The following is an 18,125-nucleotide window of genomic DNA, read 5'->3' as shown; positions in this document are numbered from 1 at the left end:
GCTCCCTCGCCACAACAGCCGGCTCCTGCAGGGATCTCATAACAATAAATAATTCGCAGGTTCCCATGGACATCACCCGCCGCGACTTCCTCAACGGCGTCGCTATCACGATTGCCGCCGGTATGACCCCGCTGCAAATCCTCCAGGCCGCTCCCGATGGCCGCTACTACCCGCCCGCCCTCACCGGCTTGCGCGGCAGCCATGTCGGCTCATTCGAAGTTGCCCACCAGATGGGCTGGGAAAAGAAGGCCTTCGACACCGATAAACTGCCGATCACCGAAGACTACGACCTGGTGGTGGTCGGCGGTGGCTTGAGCGGTTTGTCGGCGGCGTGGTTCTACCGTGAGAAGCACCCGAAGGCGAAGATCCTGATCCTGGAGAACCACGACGACTTCGGCGGCCATGCCAAGCGCAATGAGTTCCAGGCAGGTGGCCGGCTGATCATCGGCTACGGCGGCAGCGAAGCGTTCCAGTCACCGAATCATCTTTACAGCAAGGAAGTAAACGGGCTGTTGAAAAAACTCGGGGTGAACATCAAGCGCTTCGAGACCGCCTTCGACCGCCAGTTCTACCCGGGCCTGGGTTTGTCCCGTGGGGTGTTCTTCGACAAGGAAAACTTTGGCGAAGACAAACTGGTGACCGGCGACCCGACGCCGATGGTCGCCGACGACATCGCCCCGGACCAGTTGCATGCGCGCTCCATCAGCGACTTCATCAATGATTTCCCGCTGCCGGAAACCGACCGTCAGGCGCTGATTGCCTTGCACGTCGCGCCCAAGGATTACCTGCCGGGCAAGACTGCCGAGGAAAAGGCCGAGTACCTCGCGACCACCAGCTACCGCGATTTCCTGCTCAAGAACGTAGGACTCTCGGAAGGCGCGGTGAAGTACTTCCAAAGCCGCACCAACGACTTCATGGCCTTGAGTATCGACGCGGTGGCGTCGGCTGATGCCTATAGCGTGGGTTTCCCTGGCTTCGGCGGAATGAACCTGGCACCGATCAGCGAAGAAGCCGCCGCAGAAATGGAAGAACCCTACATCTACCACTTCCCCGACGGCAACGCCTCGCTGGCACGATTGCTGGTGCGCAGCCTGATTCCGGCAGTGGCACCGGGGCACACCATGGATGACATCGTGCTGGCGCCGTTTGACTACGCCAGGCTTGATCAGCCCAGGACGCCGGTGCGGGTGCGTTTGAACAGCACTGCGGTCAGTGTGCGTAACGTCGGTGACGGTGTGCACATCGGCTACAGCCGTGGCGGCCAACTCGCACAGGTCCGCGGCAAACGCTGCATCCTGGCCTGCTACAACATGATGATCCCGTACCTGCTGCGCGATCTGCCGGCAGAACAAGCCCAGGCCCTGAGCCAGAACGTGAAGTACCCGCTGGTCTACACCAAAGTGGTGGTGCGCAACTGGACGTCGTTCCAGAAGCTGGGGGTGCACGAGATTTATGCAGCGACCCAGCCTTACAGCCGGATCAAGCTGGATTACCCGGTGAGCATGGGCGGCTACGAGCACCCGCGCGACCCGACGCAGCCGATTGGTTTGCACATGGTGTACGTGCCCACCAGCCCCAACAGCGGCATGAACGGCCGCGACCAGGCCCGCGCCGGGCGGGGCAAGTTGTACGGGCAGACGTTTGAACAACTGGAAGCGCAACTGCGCGACCAACTGCAGCGCATGCTCGGCCCGGGTGGCTTCAACCACCAGACCGACATTCTGGCGATCACTGTCAACCGTTGGTCACACGGCTATGCGACCTTCTCCAACAGCTTGTTTGACGATGCCGATGAAAGCGAAAAACTGAAGGACCTGGCGCGCCAGCCGGTGGGACATGTGAGCATCGCCAACTCGGATGCCGCGTGGAGCGCGTATGCCCATGCGGCGATTGATGAGGCGTATCGAGCGGTAGGCGAAGTGGGCTGATCCCGGCGTTCCTGAAGGAAGAGATTATTGTGGCGAGGGAGCTTGCTCCCGCTGGGCTGCGCAGCAGCCCCAAACCAGGCGCTCGAGATATCCCTGAAGGATCTCGATCGCCTGACCTGGGGTCGCTGCGCGACCCAACGGGAGCAAGCTCCCTCGCCACACGGTTTCCACAGAAACGTCTTGTTTCATATGCAGCGCCATCAACCCGCCATCAATCATTTTTCCTTGCGCACCGAACCGCTTAAGCTATTTGGCATCTGTTTAATGTCCGTTGCGTTTGGCCGAAGGCATGTCCGAACCGTTTCCCTTGATCCAGCACGTGCCAGGAACGGCGCGGGATTGTTCACGACAGGTTGTATTTATGCACCGCAGGAATTTGCTCAAAGCGTCCATGGCCATCGCGGCTTACACCGGTCTGTCGGCCAGTGGCCTGCTGGCCGCCCAGGCCTGGGCGGGCAACCGCGCCGCTGATGGCGAGGCCCAGTCCTTCGATTTCGAGGCCCTGAAGATCCAGGCCAAGCAGTTGGCAAGCAATCGCTACCAGGACACCAAGCAGGTATTGCCGCCGACCCTGGCGACCATGACCCCGCAGAATTTCAACGCCATCGGCTACGACGGCAAGCATTCGCTGTGGAAAGAATTGAACGGCCAACTGGACGTGCAGTTCTTCCACGTCGGCATGGGCTTCAAGACGCCGGTGCGCATGTACAGCGTCGACCCGAAAACCCGCCAGGCCCGCGAGGTGCACTTCCGCCCTTCGCTGTTCAACTATGAAAAAACCACGGTAGACACCAAGCAGTTGACCGGCGACCTGGGTTTCTCCGGCTTCAAGCTGTTCAAGGCCCCGGAACTGGACCGCCACGACGTGCTGTCCTTCCTCGGCGCCAGCTACTTCCGTGCGGTGGATTCCACCGGCCAGTACGGCCTTTCCGCACGCGGCCTGGCCATCGACACCTACGCGAAAAAGCGCGAGGAATTCCCGGACTTCACCAAGTTCTGGTTCGAAACCCCGGACAAGGACAGCACCCGCTTCGTGGTCTACGCCCTGCTGGATTCGCCGAGCGCCACTGGTGCCTATCGCTTCGATATCGACTGCCAGGCCAACCAGGTGGTAATGGCCATCGACGCCCATATCAATGCGCGTACCGCCATCGAGCAACTGGGCATCGCACCGATGACCAGCATGTTCAGCTGCGGCACCGTTGAGCGGCGGATGTGCGACACCATTCACCCGCAAATCCACGACTCGGATCGCCTGGCCATGTGGCGCGGCAATGGCGAGTGGATCTGCCGCCCGCTGAACAACCCGGCTACCCTGCAATTCAACGCGTTTGCCGACACCGACCCGAAAGGCTTCGGCCTGGTGCAGACCGATCATGAGTTCGCCAGCTATCAGGACACGGTGGACTGGTACAGCAAACGCCCAAGCCTGTGGGTAGAACCTACTACTGCGTGGGGCGAAGGCTCTATCGATCTGCTGGAAATTCCTACAACCGGCGAGACCCTGGACAACATCGTGGCCTTCTGGACCCCGAAGAAGCCCGTCGCTGCCGGCGAATCCCTGAACTACGGCTACAAGCTCTACTGGAGCGCCCTGCCGCCGGTCAGCACGCCACTGGCGCAGGTCAATGCCACCCGTTCGGGCATGGGCGGTTTCACCGAAGGTTGGGCGCCGGGCGAGCACTACCCCGAAGTCTGGGCGCGGCGCTTTGCCGTGGACTTCAACGGCGGCGGGCTGGATCGTTTGCCTGAAGGCACCGGGATCGAGCCGGTGGTGACCTGCTCCCATGGTGAGGTCAAAGACTTCAGCGTGTTGGTACTGGATGCCATCAAGGGCTATCGAATTCTGTTTGACTGGTACCCGACCAGCGACAGCGTCGAGCCGGTTGAACTGCGGCTGTTCATCCGCACCCAGGACCGCACCTTGAGCGAAACCTGGCTGTACCAATACTTCCCACCTGCACCAGACAAGCGCAAGTACACCTGATACCGAACGTTCCCACGCTCGCGTGGGAACGCCCCTTCGGGATCTTCAGAACCGCGAAATACTCTTCATCGCCCCAATCAAGTACCGCATCGCCACCTGATCACTCTCGGTCAGGGCGCGGTACTGTTCCAGCAATTGCTCTTCGTCCGAACTCAGGCGTCGGCTGCGCAGCGACATCCTGCGGGCCAGAAAAGACGACAACACCCCCGCTACACCATAAGACTTGGCCATGGACTGTCTCCTCGTATCAATCAACTGCTCCTGGTTGCCCATAACCCCATCCCGCGATGCGACCTGCGAGGATCAACAAGCTGATTTCCTGGGCCAGAAATCATGCTTACCTTAAGCGTAGAAACTATCTTGCCGGGCGTGGGACTTTTTTAGAGTAATCACTTAAAAAAACGCTTGCAGGGCAATGACCTACAGCGTTATCCCACAAGCGGCCGGTACAGGTGGATGTCGTGCGGCTCCTGCTGAAACAGCTCGGGATCCGGCTGCTTGAGCAACCGGCAGCCGAGCCGCAGATAGAACTCCACCGTATTGCGCGATTCCGTGGCCGATACGTACAACGCCTCGGCCCCAGCTGCGCGGGCGTGTTCACAGGCCAGGGCAAACAGCTGGCCACCCAGGCCCAGGCCACGGGCCCCATGGCTCACATGCAGGAATTTGAGCTGGCGCATACGCAGGCCCTGGTTGAGGATAACCCGGTTGTCCACTACCACGGCCGCCAGCAGCTTTGCATCGTCAAACACACCGTGCAGCCACCCGCCGCGCTTCAGGCACGCCTGCAAGGCCACGGCATCCTGCTCGGCTTCGCCTTCGGGCCAGCCGCGCATGTCGTGGTGCTCGGGGTACAGCAGCAACTCGCCGTGCTCCACGCGATAGCACGCCTCGATCCGTTCGGTACGGTCAATCAGCGCCAGCAACGGCAGGTCCTTTTCGGTCAGGTCACACTTGATCAACATGCTGTGCTTCCAAGGGTTGATGGTGAACAAGGTTGAAGCCTTCCGCAGGTGTCGGTGCTTCGAAATAGCCGGTGATCAAGTCGAACTGGGCGTCACTGGTTTCGAACGCGTGGGTACCCTCCGCGTTGCGCGCACGCAGGCGTGCCTTGCAGACCTCGTCCGGCACATCCAGGTAGTGCAATTGATGGTCAGCGCCTGCGCCTTCGAACAATGAGCGCATCCAGCGGCGACTGGCCAGGGTGTTGGCGGGAAAATCCAGCACCACCGAGACGCCGGCCTTGAGCAACGAGATGATATGGGCCGTCAACGCATCGCGCAGGTCGCCGGTGCAGCGCACGTAGTCGCCCAGAGCCTGGATCTGTCCGGGATAAAGGCGTGACAGCCACTCATCCTCGCTGATCAATACCGTCTGTGGGGCTTGCGACAACTGCTGGGTCAGGGTCGATTTACCGGCTGCGATTTTGCCGCAGATCAGATGCAACATGAGCTTCTCCTTGTGTCGCAGAGTTTGGCCGGTGATCGGCGAGCAATAAAAAACCCGCCGGTTCAAGGGCGGGTTTTTCATGCTTTTCCAGCACGCGTCAGCCCACCCTCTCCTGGAGGGTGGGAATAATCGAGGCGTTCAGTAATAGAGTCATAGTTTCGACAGTAGCTTCAGGCGTTTTCCTGCGCAAGGTTAATCCCGCAAGTCCGACTCATGAATCGGCTGGTCGCGATGCGTAGCCCGCTGATACTGCGCCGGCCAGGTCGCTTTGCGCCCGCCAAGGTCATCGTCGGCATGCAGTGGCCAGTACGGGTCACGCAACAGTTCACGGGCGAGGAAAATGATATCGGCCTGGCAGGTGCGCAAGATGTGCTCGGCCTGGGCGGGCTCGGTAATCATGCCCACGGTGCCGGTGGCGATTCCCGACTCTTTGCGCACACGCTCGGCAAAGCGGGTCTGGTAGCCGGGCCCGGTAGGAATTTCCGCATTGGCCGCGGTGCCACCCGAGGAGACGTCGATCAGGTCGACGCCCAGGTCTTTCAGGCGGCGCGCCAGTTCGACGGTTTCATCCGGGTTCCAGCCGTCCTCGACCCAATCGGTGGCCGAGACCCGCACAAACAGCGGCAGCTCTTGCGGCCAGGCCTCACGCACCGCCGTGGTCACTTGCAGCACCAGGCGGATGCGGTTTTCGAACGAGCCGCCGTACTGGTCCTGGCGCTGGTTGCTCAGGGGCGAAAGAAATTGATGCAACAGGTAGCCATGGGCGGCATGGATTTCCGCCACTTTGAAACCGGCGGTCAACGCGCGCTTGGCGGCAGCGACGAAGTCAGCGATCACTTGCTGAATCTGCCCTTCATCGAGTTGCTTGGGTGAAGTGTGCTGCGGATCGAAGGCAATCGGCGAGGGGCCCACCGGCACCCAGCCACCGTCTTCCGGCTTGACGCTGCCGTGCTTGCCGATCCATGGCCGGTGCGTGCTGGCTTTGCGCCCGGCGTGGGCCAGTTGAATGCCCGCCACCGCGCCCTGGGCATTGATAAAGCGCGTGATGCGTTGCAGCGGTTCGATCTGTTCGTCGTTCCACAGGCCCAGGTCCTGGGCGGTGATGCGGCCATCGGCAGTCACGGCGGTGGCTTCGGTAAAGATCAGCCCGGCGCCACCGACGGCACGGCTGCCGAGGTGCACCAGGTGCCAGTCATTGGCCAGGCCATCGACGCTGGAATACTGGCACATTGGTGACACGGCGATGCGGTTGAGCAGGGTCAGTTGGCGCAGGGTATAGGGTTCAAGCAGCAGACTCATGGGGCACCTCTTTTATGCAGTGGGCAGGCTCCAGGGTTCTGTTTGAAAGGTCGACGAAAAACCCGTCCCCGGCGGGCTGAAATAAGACAAGGTCACAAGACCGATCACACAGTGCTTAGAGACTAGTCGACAACAGAGGATTGCACAGGGTTCAGCGCGGCTCGATATGCGCGATCATCAGTTGCACGGTTTCCTGGCCACGGAACTCGTTCACGTCGAGCTTGTAGGCCAGTTCCACCCAGCGAATGGTGGGGTTGGGCCAGATCTCGCGGTCGATGCCGAAAGCAATGCCATCGAGCTTCACCGATCCACACTCGCTCTTGAGCACCACCTTCAGATGGCGCTCGCCGACGACGCGCTGCTCCACCAGTTGGAACACCCCGTGAAACAACGGCTCTGGGAAATGCTGGCCCCACGGCCCGGCGTTCCGCAGGGCGCGGGCCAGTTCCAGGTGAAACTCTTCAACCGCGAGGGTGCCGTCGGACAGCAGCCGGCCCGTCAGGTCTTCTTCGCGCAGTTGCCGACGCACTTCGGCGTCAAAGGCCTCGGCGAACAGTGGGAAGTTGGCCTCGGGCAAGGTAAGACCTGCCGCCATGGCGTGGCCGCCGTACTTGGCGATCAGCGTTGGGTGCTGGCTGGCCACCACGGCCAGCGCGTCACGAATATGAAAACCCGGCACGGAGCGCCCGGAGCCCTTGAGCAGGCCGTCACCGGCGTCGGCAAAGGCGATGGTCGGGCGGAAGTAACGCTCTTTCATGCGCGAGGCAAGGATGCCGATCACGCCCTGGTGCCATTCCGGGTCGAACAGGCACAAGCCATACGGCATCGACTCCACCGGCAAGTCCTTGAGCTGGGCCAGGGCCTCGCGCTGCATGCCTTGTTCGATGGACTTGCGGTCCTGGTTCATGCCGTCCAGTTGCGCGGCCATTTCCCGGGCGGCGGCGAAATCCGAGGTGAGCAGGCACTCGATACCCAGGCTCATGTCATCCAGGCGCCCGGCGGCGTTCAGGCGCGGGCCCAGGATAAAACCAAGGTCGGTGGAGGTGATGCGGGCGTGATCGCGCTTGGCCACTTCGAGGATCGCCTTGATCCCCGGCCGGGCACGACCGGCGCGAATGCGTTCCAGGCCCTGGTAGACCAGGATGCGATTGTTGGCGTCCAGCGGGACCACGTCGGCCACGCTGCCCAAGGCCACCAGGTCCAGCAGTTCGCCGATATTCGGCTGCGGCTTGTTCTCGTACCAACCCAAACTGCGCAAGCGCGCACGCAGGGCCATCAGCACGTAGAAGATCACGCCCACACCGGCCAGGGCCTTGCTGGGGAATTCACAGCCCGGCTGGTTCGGGTTGACGATGGCGTCGGCTGCGGGCAGTTCGTCGCCCGGCAAGTGGTGGTCGGTAACCAGCACCTTGAGCCCCGCCGCTTTCGCGGCCGCCACGCCTTCGACGCTGGAGATACCGTTGTCCACGGTGATCAGCAGCTGTGGCTGGCGCTGCAGGGCCACGGCGACGATTTCCGGGGTCAGGCCGTAGCCGTATTCGAAACGGTTGGGCACCAGGTAGTCGACATGGGCGGCGCCCAACAAGCGCAGGCCCAGGGTGCCCACGGTGCTGGCGGTGGCGCCGTCGGCGTCGAAGTCACCCACGATCAGGATCCGCTGGCGCTGCTCCAGGGCCGTCACCAGCAAGTCCACCGCGGCATCGATGCCCTTGAGCTGCTGATACGGGATCAGCCGCGCCAGGCTTTTATCCAGCTCGGCTTCCGATTGCACCCCGCGTGCGGCGTAGAGACGGGTCAACAACGGTGGCAATTCACCGAGGAATGGCAGGACGGCGGGCAACGGGCGAGGATCGATACGCATGGGGTGACGGAAGCTTCTCTTTAATGTTGAAAATTAGCGGTGATCCCTTGTAGGAGCTGTCGAGCCCCAGCGAGGCTGCGATGGGATCACCTCGGTGTACCTGTCAGACCGCAGCGCCTGCATCGCAGCCTCGCTGAAGCTCGACAGCTCCCACACTCGACCAGCGTCCAATCAGTTATCGACGTTTCAGCCGCGCTCGCCAGCCAGCCATTCCAGCTGGACTTCGTGCTGCCCACGGTCATCGGTCACGAAGATCGTGCCTTCGCTGATCATCACGTCCCACTTGATCACCCGGGGCATGTCCTTGGCCAGCACTTCCAGGATTTCCTGGGGGACGGCGGCGATGCTCACGTTTTTCAGGTTCTTCGCCACCGGCACCACTTTGCCTTCCCAGACGCGCAAGCTGCCGTAGGCCAGCAAGGTCGTGCGTTCGGTACGGCGGGAACACCAGGTCAGGCGGTCCGCGTCCGGCTGGCCGACTTCGATCCAGTGCAGGACGCGATCATCCAGGCTTTTTTCCCACAGCGCCGGCTCGTCTACATCTGACAGGCCACGACCGAAAGACAGCTGCTCGTTGTAGAAAAGCGCGTAGGCCAGCAAACGCACGGTCATGCGCTCTTCGGTTTCCGAAGGGTGGCGGGCGATGGTCTGCTTGACGCTCTCGTACACCGAACGGTCAAGGTCGGTGAGGTTGAGTTCAAACTTGTAGGTCGTGGACGGCTGGGCCATGAACGGACTTCTAGAGACAGGGAAAGGCGGCAAGTCTAACCGATGGCGAGGTGATTCAACGAATACTGCGCTGCATCATCCTTATCACTGCGCCACTCGCCTATGTTAAAAGGCTCACATCCCTGCCCTGCCCGAAAGGTTCCTCATGTCGTTTACCGCCAAACCACTTGCCGGCCTGAAAGTCATCGAACTCGGCACCTTGATCGCCGGCCCGTTTGCGTCGCGCATCTGCGCCGAGTTCGGCGCCGAGGTGATCAAGGTCGAATCCCCGGATGGCGGCGACCCGCTGCGCAAGTGGCGCAAGCTGTATGAAGGCACCTCGCTGTGGTGGTTTGTGCAGGCGCGCAACAAGAAATCCCTGACCCTGAACCTGAAACACCCGGACGGCCTGGCGATCCTCAAGCAACTGTTGGCGGATGCCGACATTTTGATTGAGAACTTTCGCCCTGGCGTGCTGGAAAAGCTCGGCCTGAGCTGGGAAACCTTGCACGCCCTGAACCCGAAACTGGTGATGGTGCGCCTCTCGGGCTTTGGCCAGACCGGGCCGATGAAGGACCAGCCTGGGTTTGGCGCGGTGGGCGAATCCATGGGGGGCCTGCGTTACATCACCGGTTTCGAGGACCGCCCGCCGGTGCGCACCGGGATTTCCATCGGGGACTCGATCGCGGCGTTGTGGGCCGTGATCGGGGCGCTGATGGCCCTGCGTCATCGTGAAGTGAATGGCGGGCTCGGCCAGGTGGTGGATGTGGCGCTGTATGAGGCGATCTTTGCGATGATGGAGAGCATGATCCCGGAGTTCGACGTGTTCGGCTTTATCCGCGAGCGCACCGGCAACATCATGCCCGGCATCACGCCCTCCTCGATCCACACCAGCAAAGATGGCAAGCATGTGCAGATCGGCGCCAATGGCGACGCGATCTTCAAGCGCTTCATGTCAGCCATTGGTCGCGACGACCTGGCCAACGACCCGGCACTGGCCAGCAACGATGGCCGCGACAGCCGGCGCGATGAGTTGTACGGGGTGATTGATCGCTGGGTCAACTCGCTGCCGCTTGAGCAAGTGGTGGAACAGTTGAACAAGGCCGAAGTGCCCGCCAGCCGTATCTACAGCGCGGAAGACATGCTGGGAGACCCGCAATTTCTCGCCCGCGAGATGTTCCTCAAGGCGCAGCTCCCGGGCGGCAAGGACTTCAAGATGCCCGGCATCGTGCCCAAACTGTCGGACACACCGGGCAGTTGTGAATGGGTCGGACCGCAGCTGGGCGAGCACAACAGCGTGGTGCTCGCTGAATTGGGCTACGACGCGGCCGCCATTGCCCGCCTGCGTGAGAACGGCGCGATCTGATGGGCCGGCGCTTCATCATTCGACTCTGCCTCCTGGGTTCACTGCTCGGGACTTGGCCACTGTCGAGCCAGGCCCAGGAAACCTTGATCTGGTTGTTGCGTGACCTGCCGCCAGTGACGATTTTCGAAGGCCCGCAAAAAGGCCAGGGCGCCCTCGACCAACTGCTGCCGATACTCGCCGAACACATGCCGGAGTATCGACATCAGATCCTCCACGTGAACCGCGCGCGCGGCATGCAGATGCTCCGCGACCCCGGCACGCTTACCTGCGACCCGTCCCTGCTGTGGACGGCGGAGCGCGCTAAAACCATCGTGTTTTCCGCCCAGGCCTTCGCGGCCGTGAGCAACGGGGTGACGATCCGCCAGGGTCAGCGGGCGCTGCTGGCGCCGTTTGTGGTGGATGGACTGTTCGACCTGGAGGCATTTTTGAATGCACGAGATGCGCGCCTTGGCATCATCGCCGAACGCAGCTACGGCGCCATCATCGATGAAGCGCTGAAGCACACCAGTGCTCATAAACTGGCGCCACATTACGGCAATGACGCCCTCGGCAGCCTGCTGCAGATGCAACGAAAGGGGCGGCTGGAAGCGGTGCTGGGTTACTGGACAGAAGTGCGCTACCAGGCACTGCAACAAGGCATTGATCCACAGGAGCTGATCTTCTACCCCATCAAAGGCACCCCGCCCTATCAACTGACCCGGATTGCCTGCACGGATAACGCCTCAGGCCGCACGGCTATCGAGCGGATCAATCAGGTGCTGCGCGAGATCCCGCAGGAGCAACTGCGACAGTCCTACGCCTCATGGCTCGACCCGGTCATGCGTGAGCAATACCTGCAAGACCACCCGACGTTTTTCCAGGATGCCCCGAGCCCATGACAAATCGCAGGCAAAAAGAAACCCCGAGCAGTGGGGAGACAACTCGGGGTTAATAAGGGCCTAAAAAGACCAGTAACAACGAGCCACAAGCACCGGAGCACAATGCTTGATCTCGCTGTTACAAAATCTGACTCACCTTGCCGTAGGAAGGTTCCCAACAAAAATAAATCTTCATGCGCAGGCAATCGGCCGAGTCAGGGCCGCATTACGCAGGGCCGCCATGACCGAGGGTTCCAGGCGTCCTTCGGCAATCATCAAGTCGCGGTGCAAACAGTCCACCACATCCACCAATGCACGCTTGTCGGTCAATTGTGCCTGGTCGACTTCTCGTTCGACCACGATGGCACCGGCCGGATTCTTTACGGTCACCAGGCATTCGCCCTGCACACCCGAGGCGGTCAGCGTGACCTGATAAGGGCTCAGTGCTTCACCGAGCAATAGGCTGATACTTTCCATCTCGATCACCACTCAATAGTTCGGAAACAATCGTGTAAACGGGAGCTGCATCTATCCTAAGTGACTATTTGCGTCGTAGGAAAGTTCGCTTTTTCGTCTTTCAAGGGTTGCCGGGGATGACGTGTCCAGCATGCGCTTGCAACATGACAAGCAAAAAACGGCAGCACATAACTGCTTACTCAATGAGTTGCCGTTTTGGCGCTGATGCCGAGGGTGAATCCTATACTCGATGAGCGCTGATCATGCCGGCACATCGATAAACAGCGCATACCAAAAGGCCCCGTTGCGAAGGACGAAGACCATGCTGGAACACGAAAAAGAGCAGGCAATACTAGAGAAGATTCACGCCGACATATCCAGAATTTATGCCGAGCAACACAAGCTAAACGCAGAATCCCACAAGATAACCCGAGAGAATTTCTGGTATCCCGTTGGTATCGCCATCGGCTTCTTCACGGCTGTCGGAACCGTAATGGCAGTGGCTCAGAAACTACTCGCCTAAACGATCACTCCGACCGGGCCTGCCAGAAACGAAAAACGCCGCTGCCCCACGGACGGGGACGCGGCGTTTTTTACACCTTTGTAAACCGCACCTTCAGACCCTCTCCTGCGTTAACAGGCTAGAATCCCCAAATTACCCTGGGAGCCTGTATTGAACGAAACGTCTGACAAGCCATTGCGCATCGTCCTCGCCGACGACCACCCGATTTTCCTCATCGGTCTGCGGGCGGTCCTGGAACGTGACGAGAGGCTAACCATCGTCGGTGAAGCCAACTCACCCCTGGCCCTTGGCGAACTGCTGCAACGTTGTGCCTGCGACATTCTGGTGACCGACTTCATGATGCCCGCCGAGCCCCAGGCCGACGGCTTGCGCCTGATCGAACAACTGCGCCGGCATCACCCGGGCCTGCCCATCGTGGTGGTGACCATGCTGAACAACGCCGGCCTGTTCCACGCCATCCTGGAGTTGGGTGTCATGGGCCTGCTGAGCAAGGCCAGTCTCGCAGACGAATTGCCTGAAGCAATCCGTCAGGTGCGCCAGCAGCGACGTTATGTGGCCCAGACCATCAGTCAGTCACTGAACCTGGCAGGCGTCGAGCGTGTGCACTCCCAGGATCAACTATCACCCCGTGAACTGGAAGTCATCCGCCTGCTGGCCGGCGGCCTGACGGTAGGCGAGATCGCCGCGAATCTTCATCGCAGCAAGCAAACCGTCAGTGCACAAAAGGTCAGCGCCATGCGCAAGCTGGGCCTGAGCAACGACGCCGCGCTGTTTATCTATGTGCAGGAACACGGGCTGGCCTAGCCTGAAACGCGATCCACTGCTTCAGCGCCTCGGCGTCCATGGGGCCGGCGATAAAGCAGCCTTGCAACCACGCAGCCCCCAGTTCACTCACCGCGTGATAGTCGGCGGCGCTTTCAACCCCGGTCACCACCACACCCACACCCAGTCGCCTCGCCATGCTCATGGCGCCGGCAACCACTGCCGCCTTGCGATCGTCCCTGGCCATGCCGCTGGCAAACGCCGGCGGGATCTTCAATTCGCTGAAGGGCAATTCCAGCAAGCGTTGCAGGCTGGTGCCGCCCACGCCGAAATCACCGATGGAAAGCTTGCACCCCATCATCCGCAAACGCAGCAAGCCGGTGACGTGGGCGCTGTCGGTGTTCAGGCGCGAGGTTTCCACCAGTTCCAGGGTCAGGCCACGGGCGGGCACGCCGTGAAGTTGCAGCAAGCCTTGCAGCACTTGGGGAAAGTGCGGACGCTCCAGCATCCGCCCCGGGATATTCACCGCCACCGGCAGCACCTGCCCGGTTTCGCGCATGACGTGTGCCGCCTGGCCCAGCGCTTGTTCCAGCACGTGCCAGGTAAACGCCTCTTCCATTCCGGCAAACTCCAGCACCGGCAGAAACGCGTCAGGCAACAGCAACTCGCCGTCAGGAAGCTGCCAGCGGGCCAGCGCTTCAACACCTTGCAACGCGCCCGCCTGGCTGACAATGGGCTGATACCAGACCGTGCCGCAGCGGGCGATTGCGGCCTGGCTCAGATCCTCCGAAGGCGGCAACTGCTCGGATTCGCTCAAGTCCAGCAACTGGCGCACCCGCTCCCAGGACACCACCGGCGGCCCGGGCCGCAAGCGTTCCCGGCACGCCTCGAGGACTTTCCCGATCAGCGTTGCCGACGCCGGTTTGGGCAGGCAGCCGAGCACGTTGAGCCCCAACTGTCGGGCCATGTGCGCCACGCCTTCCAGCACATCCGGCTCGGCGTTGCTCAGCAGGATCAACACCTGAGCCTGGCGGCGCTCGGCCATTTCCCGAATCAGCTCAAGGCCATCACCCTGCTCCAGGTACAGATCGCAAATCGCGATGTCCACCGCGCCCTTGCTCTCCAGTGACTGGCGAGCGGCGTCGACCGTTTCGGCCGTGCGTACATTGAATACGCCGTTGGCGTTGAGCATCTGATGCAGGGCCATCAGTTGGAACGGGTTATCTTCGAGGATCAGGACGTTGAGGGAGCGCATGAAAAACGTTACCGGGGAGAAGCGAGGGTGCACAGACTAATAAAAACCCCGCGCCTTCCCCATAGGACATGTCTTATTCGGACGGGTCCAGATAAGCCTCAAGCTCGACCTGGAATTCGATCAATGCTTCGCGCAGCGCTAACCAGTGCAGTTCAACCTCAGCGTTGCGCTGCTCCCGAATACACCCTTCCAGCGCCACACAGGCCTTGGCCAGCGGCAACGCATCCACCAGGCAGCATATGCCCTTCAGGCGGTGCAGCGAGGCGGCCAGCCGGACCTGGTCGTGGTCCGCCATGGCGGAGGCCATCAGGTTATGCTCCTGCTCAAGGCTCCTCGCCAGCTCCTGCAGCATCCGCTGCAAAACCGGTCCGTCGGCCTGGGTCATGGTGCGCAGGGTCTGGATGCTGAAAGAGCGTGCAGGCACGACGCGGGCGAGCACACGCGTCCAGTGCTCAAGGGTCACGGGCTTGACCAGCAGTTCATCCATTCCCGCCTCCCGGCAGCGCTGCTGTTCATCATCCAGGGCATTCGCCGTGCAACCCACCAGCGCCAGGCGTGGCCGTTGCTCCTGGGCTTCCAGCCGGCGGATGGCCTCACTCAAGGCGTAGCCGGACATGCCCGGCATATTGCAATCGGTGACCAGGACGTCAAACACCTCATGATGCCAACGCTGCAAGGCCGCTTCGGCCGAGTCGACGGCCACTACTTGATGACCCAGGAACTGCAACTGCTGAACCAGCACCAGCCGATTGGCCGGCAGGTCATCCACCACCAACACCGACAGGTTGCGGCCGGCCACCAGCAGCGGTACACCCGCAGATGCTGGCACGTCGTCACTGCTGACCCGATCCAGGTACAGGTCGATGCACACCACCGTGCCCTCTCCCACCACGCTGCTCAGGGTGATGCTGCCTCCCATCAATTCCACCAGTTGCTGGCAGATGCTCAAGCCCAGTCCCGTGCCGCCGTGCTCGGCAGCCGTCCGCGCGCTGACCTGGATAAACGGCTTGAACACTCGCGCCTGCTGCTCGACGCCAATGCCCGGCCCGCTGTCCTCCACACACAGCTGCAAATATTCGGCCCCCGCCGGGTCAAGCTTGCGCGCAACACTGACCCGAACCTCGCCGCGCGAGGTGAACTTGAGCGCGTTGCCCAACAGGTTATGGATAACCTGACGCAGGCGCAGCGGGTCGAACCAGTAATACCCTTGCGCGCTCGGGTCGAATGCCAGGGTCAGGTGAAGGCCCTTTTTCTGCGCCATGGGTTCGAACAAGCGCTGTATGCCCTCGAAGAAACCTTTCAAGTCAGTGGCCTGCGGCGCCAGTTGCAGATGACCGGCTTCAATCTTGGCCAGGTCCAGGCTGTCGCCCATCAGGGCGATCAACTCACGCGCCGAGCGATGGGCCACTCGCAGGGCTTCAGACACTGGCTTGCCTTCAGCCAGGGCACGCTCCTGCTCCAGCTCGAGCAGACCGATAATGGCGGTCATCGGCGTGCGAATCTCGTGGCTCAGGGTCGAGAGAAACGCGCTTTTTGCGTAGTTCGCTTCGTCAGCGGCCTGCCGCGCATCCATCAGCTGGAGCTCCAGGACCTTGCGCTCGTTGATATCGACCCAGCCACCGAGCAAACCCTGGAGCTGGCCCTTGGCGTCGAAGAACGGCACCGTCCACTGATACACATGAAACGCCCCGCCATTGAACTCCAGCTGTCGGTCGACGAACAGCGACTGCTGGCTCGCCAATTGCTCCATGTGGCCGGCATGCAGGCGCGCGGCCGTAGCGTCAGGCATCAGCCCGCTTTCCATCAGTGTCAGGCCCTGGATCTGCTCGCGCCGGGTGTTCAACTGTTGTTCATAGCTGGTGTTGCAGGTCACCAGGCGTCCTTCCAGATCACGCACGAATACCGGGTTGGGCATGCCGTCCAGCAGCGCGCGCTTGAACGCCAACTGGTCGTTGAGCCGCTGCTCGGCCTGGAGGCGCTGGCGAATCTGGCGCTTGAGCCGGCTGTTCCAGGCCAGGGACACCAGCACAAACAGCAGCGCCATGGCGACCGTCCAGTAGGCCCATGGCGGCACACGCTGCCAGGCCGGCACCGGGACGGGTACGCTCCCCAGCCAACGCAAACGAAGGGCGCTCAATTCCGCGACCGGCAGCGCTTCCAGCGCCTTGTTCAAAATGCTCAGCAGTTCCGGTTGATCCTTGCGCACCGACAGGCTGTTGGCCGACCACTTGCCCTCGACACTGCGGCCGATGCGCAACTCATCGGCCGGGTAACTTTGCACTTCCACTTCACTCTGGATAGTCGCCGCCGCGCGACCCTGCGTTACCAGCTCACGGGCCTGGACGTAGTTATCCACCGATTGCAGCTTGATCCCGGGGTGCTCGCGACGAATGTACCCCTCCAGGACATGGCGTGCCGGCAGCGCCAGCACCTTGCCTGAAAGCTCGCTCAAACTGGCCACTGGCGGTGCGTCAGCGCGCTGGATAAACACCCAGCCTGAGCCCCCGAACCCATGGCTGAAATCGAGAAAGGCCTTGCGCTCCTGATTTTCGGCCAGGGTGGTGTTCATGTCCGCCCTGCCCGTTTCCAGCAACCCCAGGGTCTGTGCCGTGGAGGACACTTCCTCCATCACGAACTGCAGGCCGGTCATGCGTGAAATGCGGTTGAGCAAGTCCACATTCAGCCCCACCCACTGGCCGTCCTTGTCCTTGAATACATAGGGAGACAGTTGCTGGGACGCCACCACCACATGCGGATGCTGAAGTACCCAGGCCCGCTCCGGGGCCGACAAGGCGATGCGCTCGGCGGCAATGCCCACCCCCAGTCCGGTGGTCCAGCGCGCAAGGATCTCCCGCCGCACAGACTCATCAATACTCGCCAGCGCCCGGTCCATCAGCGTCCCCAACAGCGGGTCGGCCTCCCGCGTGGCAAAGGCAAAGCCGATGGGCGCCAGCCGGCTTTCCACCTTGATCTGCAAGCCCAGGTAGGGCCGTAGCGATTTATAGGCGCGCACGATCACTTCGTTGCCGATAAACGCATCGGCATCACCTTGCTTCAGCGCTTCGAGGCCACTGTAGAGATTCGGTGCCAGCATGATGTGGCTGCCGGGATACGCCTGATGGACGTTCTTGACGTTGGCGTAACCGTCCAGCAACACCAGCTTCTTGTCCTTGAGGTCCTCGTTCTGGGTGCTGTCATCCCGGCGCACGACCACCACCGAGCGGTCCGGCATGTAGTCTTCGGTAAAGCGCAACCCCGACACATCACGCTCGTAACCGTTGGCACTGGTGAGAATATCGATGGCGCCGCTCCGCAGGGCCTCCACCGCCTGCGCCCGCTCGGCAAAACCCAGGACTTGCATCGGTGCATGCAGACGCGCGCCGATCAGGCTCAGGTAATCGGCGCTGATGCCCTGGTAGCGATTGCGGTCGCGGGTGATATCGATCGGCTGATAGTCATCAATCGAAATGCCCACTCTCAGTGGCCGATGGGCCGCCAGCCATTGCTGCTCGCTGACCGTCAGGGGCATGGGCTCCAGGGCAATGAACGCCGGCACCAGCTTGAACGGCAGGCTGACAGCCGCGAGGCTTGCCGAACCATGGCCAAGCAGCAGCACACATGCCAGCCACGCGTGTGCTCGGGTCGATAAATACACCGGTTGGGTTTCCTTGATT

General features: G+C 61.5%; 15 protein-coding genes. 6 read left to right on the top strand and 9 right to left on the bottom strand.

Going from position 1 to position 18,125, the window contains the following annotated elements; all coding sequences use genetic code 11:
- Positions 1–65 precede the first annotated feature (65 nt).
- Both HX817_RS09650 and HX817_RS09645 read left to right on the top strand, forming a co-directional pair.
- Positions 66–1,928: an NAD(P)/FAD-dependent oxidoreductase gene (locus tag HX817_RS09650; RefSeq protein WP_134325817.1), complete on the top strand. Its 1,863-nt coding sequence runs from the start codon at positions 66–68 to the stop codon at positions 1,926–1,928.
- Between the two features lie 361 nt (positions 1,929–2,289).
- Positions 2,290–3,915 (top strand): glucan biosynthesis protein D, encoded by a 1,626-nt coding sequence (locus HX817_RS09645; RefSeq protein ID WP_177040158.1) that lies wholly within the window; start codon positions 2,290–2,292, stop codon positions 3,913–3,915.
- 45 nt (positions 3,916–3,960) lie between these two features.
- Here HX817_RS09645 and HX817_RS09640 read toward each other — a convergent pair whose 3' ends face one another.
- The 6 genes from HX817_RS09640 to HX817_RS09615 form a co-directional block, all read right to left on the bottom strand.
- Positions 3,961–4,146: a hypothetical protein gene (locus HX817_RS09640; RefSeq protein ID WP_003209560.1), complete on the bottom strand. Its 186-nt coding sequence runs from the start codon at positions 4,144–4,146 to the stop codon at positions 3,961–3,963.
- A gap of 197 nt (positions 4,147–4,343) precedes the next feature.
- Positions 4,344–4,880 carry a GNAT family N-acetyltransferase gene (locus HX817_RS09635; protein ID WP_087695111.1) on the bottom strand — a complete coding sequence of 179 codons (537 nt, stop codon included), beginning with the start codon at positions 4,878–4,880 and terminating at the stop codon, positions 4,344–4,346.
- Positions 4,864–5,364: an ATP-binding protein gene (locus HX817_RS09630; RefSeq protein ID WP_177040157.1), complete on the bottom strand. Its 501-nt coding sequence runs from the start codon at positions 5,362–5,364 to the stop codon at positions 4,864–4,866. The genes HX817_RS09635 and HX817_RS09630 overlap by 17 nt, the downstream gene beginning before the upstream one ends.
- A 192-nt stretch (positions 5,365–5,556) precedes the next feature.
- Positions 5,557–6,663: an NADH:flavin oxidoreductase/NADH oxidase gene (locus HX817_RS09625; RefSeq protein WP_003209564.1), complete on the bottom strand. Its 1,107-nt coding sequence runs from the start codon at positions 6,661–6,663 to the stop codon at positions 5,557–5,559.
- 151 nt (positions 6,664–6,814) lie between these two features.
- Entirely contained in the window at positions 6,815–8,524 is a 1,710-nt protein-coding gene (recJ, locus tag HX817_RS09620) for a single-stranded-DNA-specific exonuclease RecJ (protein ID WP_008438230.1), read from the bottom strand.
- A 186-nt stretch (positions 8,525–8,710) separates the two neighbouring features.
- A complete protein-coding gene (locus HX817_RS09615) occupies positions 8,711–9,253 on the bottom strand; it encodes a YaeQ family protein (protein ID WP_003209567.1) in 543 nt (180 codons plus the stop codon).
- A gap of 145 nt (positions 9,254–9,398) precedes the next feature.
- On the opposite strand from HX817_RS09615, the gene HX817_RS09610 reads away from it, so the two are divergent.
- Together HX817_RS09610 and HX817_RS09605 are read left to right on the top strand one after the other, a co-directional pair.
- Positions 9,399–10,598, top strand: a complete 1,200-nt coding sequence (locus tag HX817_RS09610; protein WP_177040156.1) for a CaiB/BaiF CoA-transferase family protein — start codon at positions 9,399–9,401, stop codon at positions 10,596–10,598.
- Complete coding sequence (locus HX817_RS09605) at positions 10,598–11,476, top strand: TIGR02285 family protein (protein WP_177021411.1); 879 nt, start codon at positions 10,598–10,600, stop codon at positions 11,474–11,476. The genes HX817_RS09610 and HX817_RS09605 overlap by 1 nt, the downstream gene beginning before the upstream one ends.
- Positions 11,477–11,647: 171 nt before the next feature.
- Here HX817_RS09605 and HX817_RS09600 read toward each other — a convergent pair whose 3' ends face one another.
- Positions 11,648–11,932 carry a DUF3509 domain-containing protein gene (locus tag HX817_RS09600; RefSeq protein WP_177040155.1) on the bottom strand — a complete coding sequence of 95 codons (285 nt, stop codon included), beginning with the start codon at positions 11,930–11,932 and terminating at the stop codon, positions 11,648–11,650.
- Between the two features lie 301 nt (positions 11,933–12,233).
- Between HX817_RS09600 and HX817_RS09595 the strand changes: the two genes are divergently transcribed.
- A complete protein-coding gene (locus HX817_RS09595; RefSeq protein WP_177040154.1) occupies positions 12,234–12,434 on the top strand; it encodes a hypothetical protein in 201 nt (66 codons plus the stop codon).
- Between the two features lie 150 nt (positions 12,435–12,584).
- Positions 12,585–13,238: a response regulator transcription factor gene (locus tag HX817_RS09590; RefSeq protein ID WP_177040153.1), complete on the top strand. Its 654-nt coding sequence runs from the start codon at positions 12,585–12,587 to the stop codon at positions 13,236–13,238.
- Here HX817_RS09590 and HX817_RS09585 read toward each other — a convergent pair.
- Together HX817_RS09585 and HX817_RS09580 are read right to left on the bottom strand one after the other, a co-directional pair.
- Positions 13,207–14,451: an EAL domain-containing protein gene (locus HX817_RS09585; protein WP_177040152.1), complete on the bottom strand. Its 1,245-nt coding sequence runs from the start codon at positions 14,449–14,451 to the stop codon at positions 13,207–13,209. The genes HX817_RS09590 and HX817_RS09585 overlap by 32 nt on opposite strands.
- 73 nt (positions 14,452–14,524) lie before the next feature.
- Positions 14,525–18,106 (bottom strand): transporter substrate-binding domain-containing protein, encoded by a 3,582-nt coding sequence (locus HX817_RS09580; RefSeq protein ID WP_177040151.1) that lies wholly within the window; start codon positions 18,104–18,106, stop codon positions 14,525–14,527.
- Between the last annotated feature and the right edge of the window lie 19 nt (positions 18,107–18,125).

The sequence above is a fragment of the Pseudomonas sp. C6002 genome (assembly GCF_013385805.1).
Taxonomy (GTDB): Bacteria; Pseudomonadota; Gammaproteobacteria; order Pseudomonadales; family Pseudomonadaceae; genus Aquipseudomonas.
The sequence above is the reverse complement of the archived record's forward strand: the minus strand, read 5'-3'. Positions and strand labels throughout refer to the sequence as shown.

Excerpts from the sequence above, each read along its gene's own strand:
- HX817_RS09650 (WP_134325817.1), top strand. The coding sequence starts at position 66 with ATGGACATCACCCGCCGCGACTTCCTCAACGGCGTCGCTATCACGATT.
- HX817_RS09645 (WP_177040158.1), top strand. The coding sequence starts at position 2,290 with ATGCACCGCAGGAATTTGCTCAAAGCGTCCATGGCCATCGCGGCTTAC.
- HX817_RS09640 (WP_003209560.1), bottom strand. The coding sequence starts at position 4,146 with ATGGCCAAGTCTTATGGTGTAGCGGGGGTGTTGTCGTCTTTTCTGGCC.
- HX817_RS09635 (WP_087695111.1), bottom strand. The coding sequence starts at position 4,880 with ATGTTGATCAAGTGTGACCTGACCGAAAAGGACCTGCCGTTGCTGGCG.
- HX817_RS09630 (WP_177040157.1), bottom strand. The coding sequence starts at position 5,364 with ATGTTGCATCTGATCTGCGGCAAAATCGCAGCCGGTAAATCGACCCTG.
- HX817_RS09625 (WP_003209564.1), bottom strand. The coding sequence starts at position 6,663 with ATGAGTCTGCTGCTTGAACCCTATACCCTGCGCCAACTGACCCTGCTC.
- recJ (WP_008438230.1), bottom strand. The coding sequence starts at position 8,524 with ATGCGTATCGATCCTCGCCCGTTGCCCGCCGTCCTGCCATTCCTCGGT.
- HX817_RS09615 (WP_003209567.1), bottom strand. The coding sequence starts at position 9,253 with ATGGCCCAGCCGTCCACGACCTACAAGTTTGAACTCAACCTCACCGAC.
- HX817_RS09610 (WP_177040156.1), top strand. The coding sequence starts at position 9,399 with ATGTCGTTTACCGCCAAACCACTTGCCGGCCTGAAAGTCATCGAACTC.
- HX817_RS09605 (WP_177021411.1), top strand. The coding sequence starts at position 10,598 with ATGGGCCGGCGCTTCATCATTCGACTCTGCCTCCTGGGTTCACTGCTC.
- HX817_RS09600 (WP_177040155.1), bottom strand. The coding sequence starts at position 11,932 with ATGGAAAGTATCAGCCTATTGCTCGGTGAAGCACTGAGCCCTTATCAG.
- HX817_RS09595 (WP_177040154.1), top strand. The coding sequence starts at position 12,234 with ATGCTGGAACACGAAAAAGAGCAGGCAATACTAGAGAAGATTCACGCC.
- HX817_RS09585 (WP_177040152.1), bottom strand. The coding sequence starts at position 14,451 with ATGCGCTCCCTCAACGTCCTGATCCTCGAAGATAACCCGTTCCAACTG.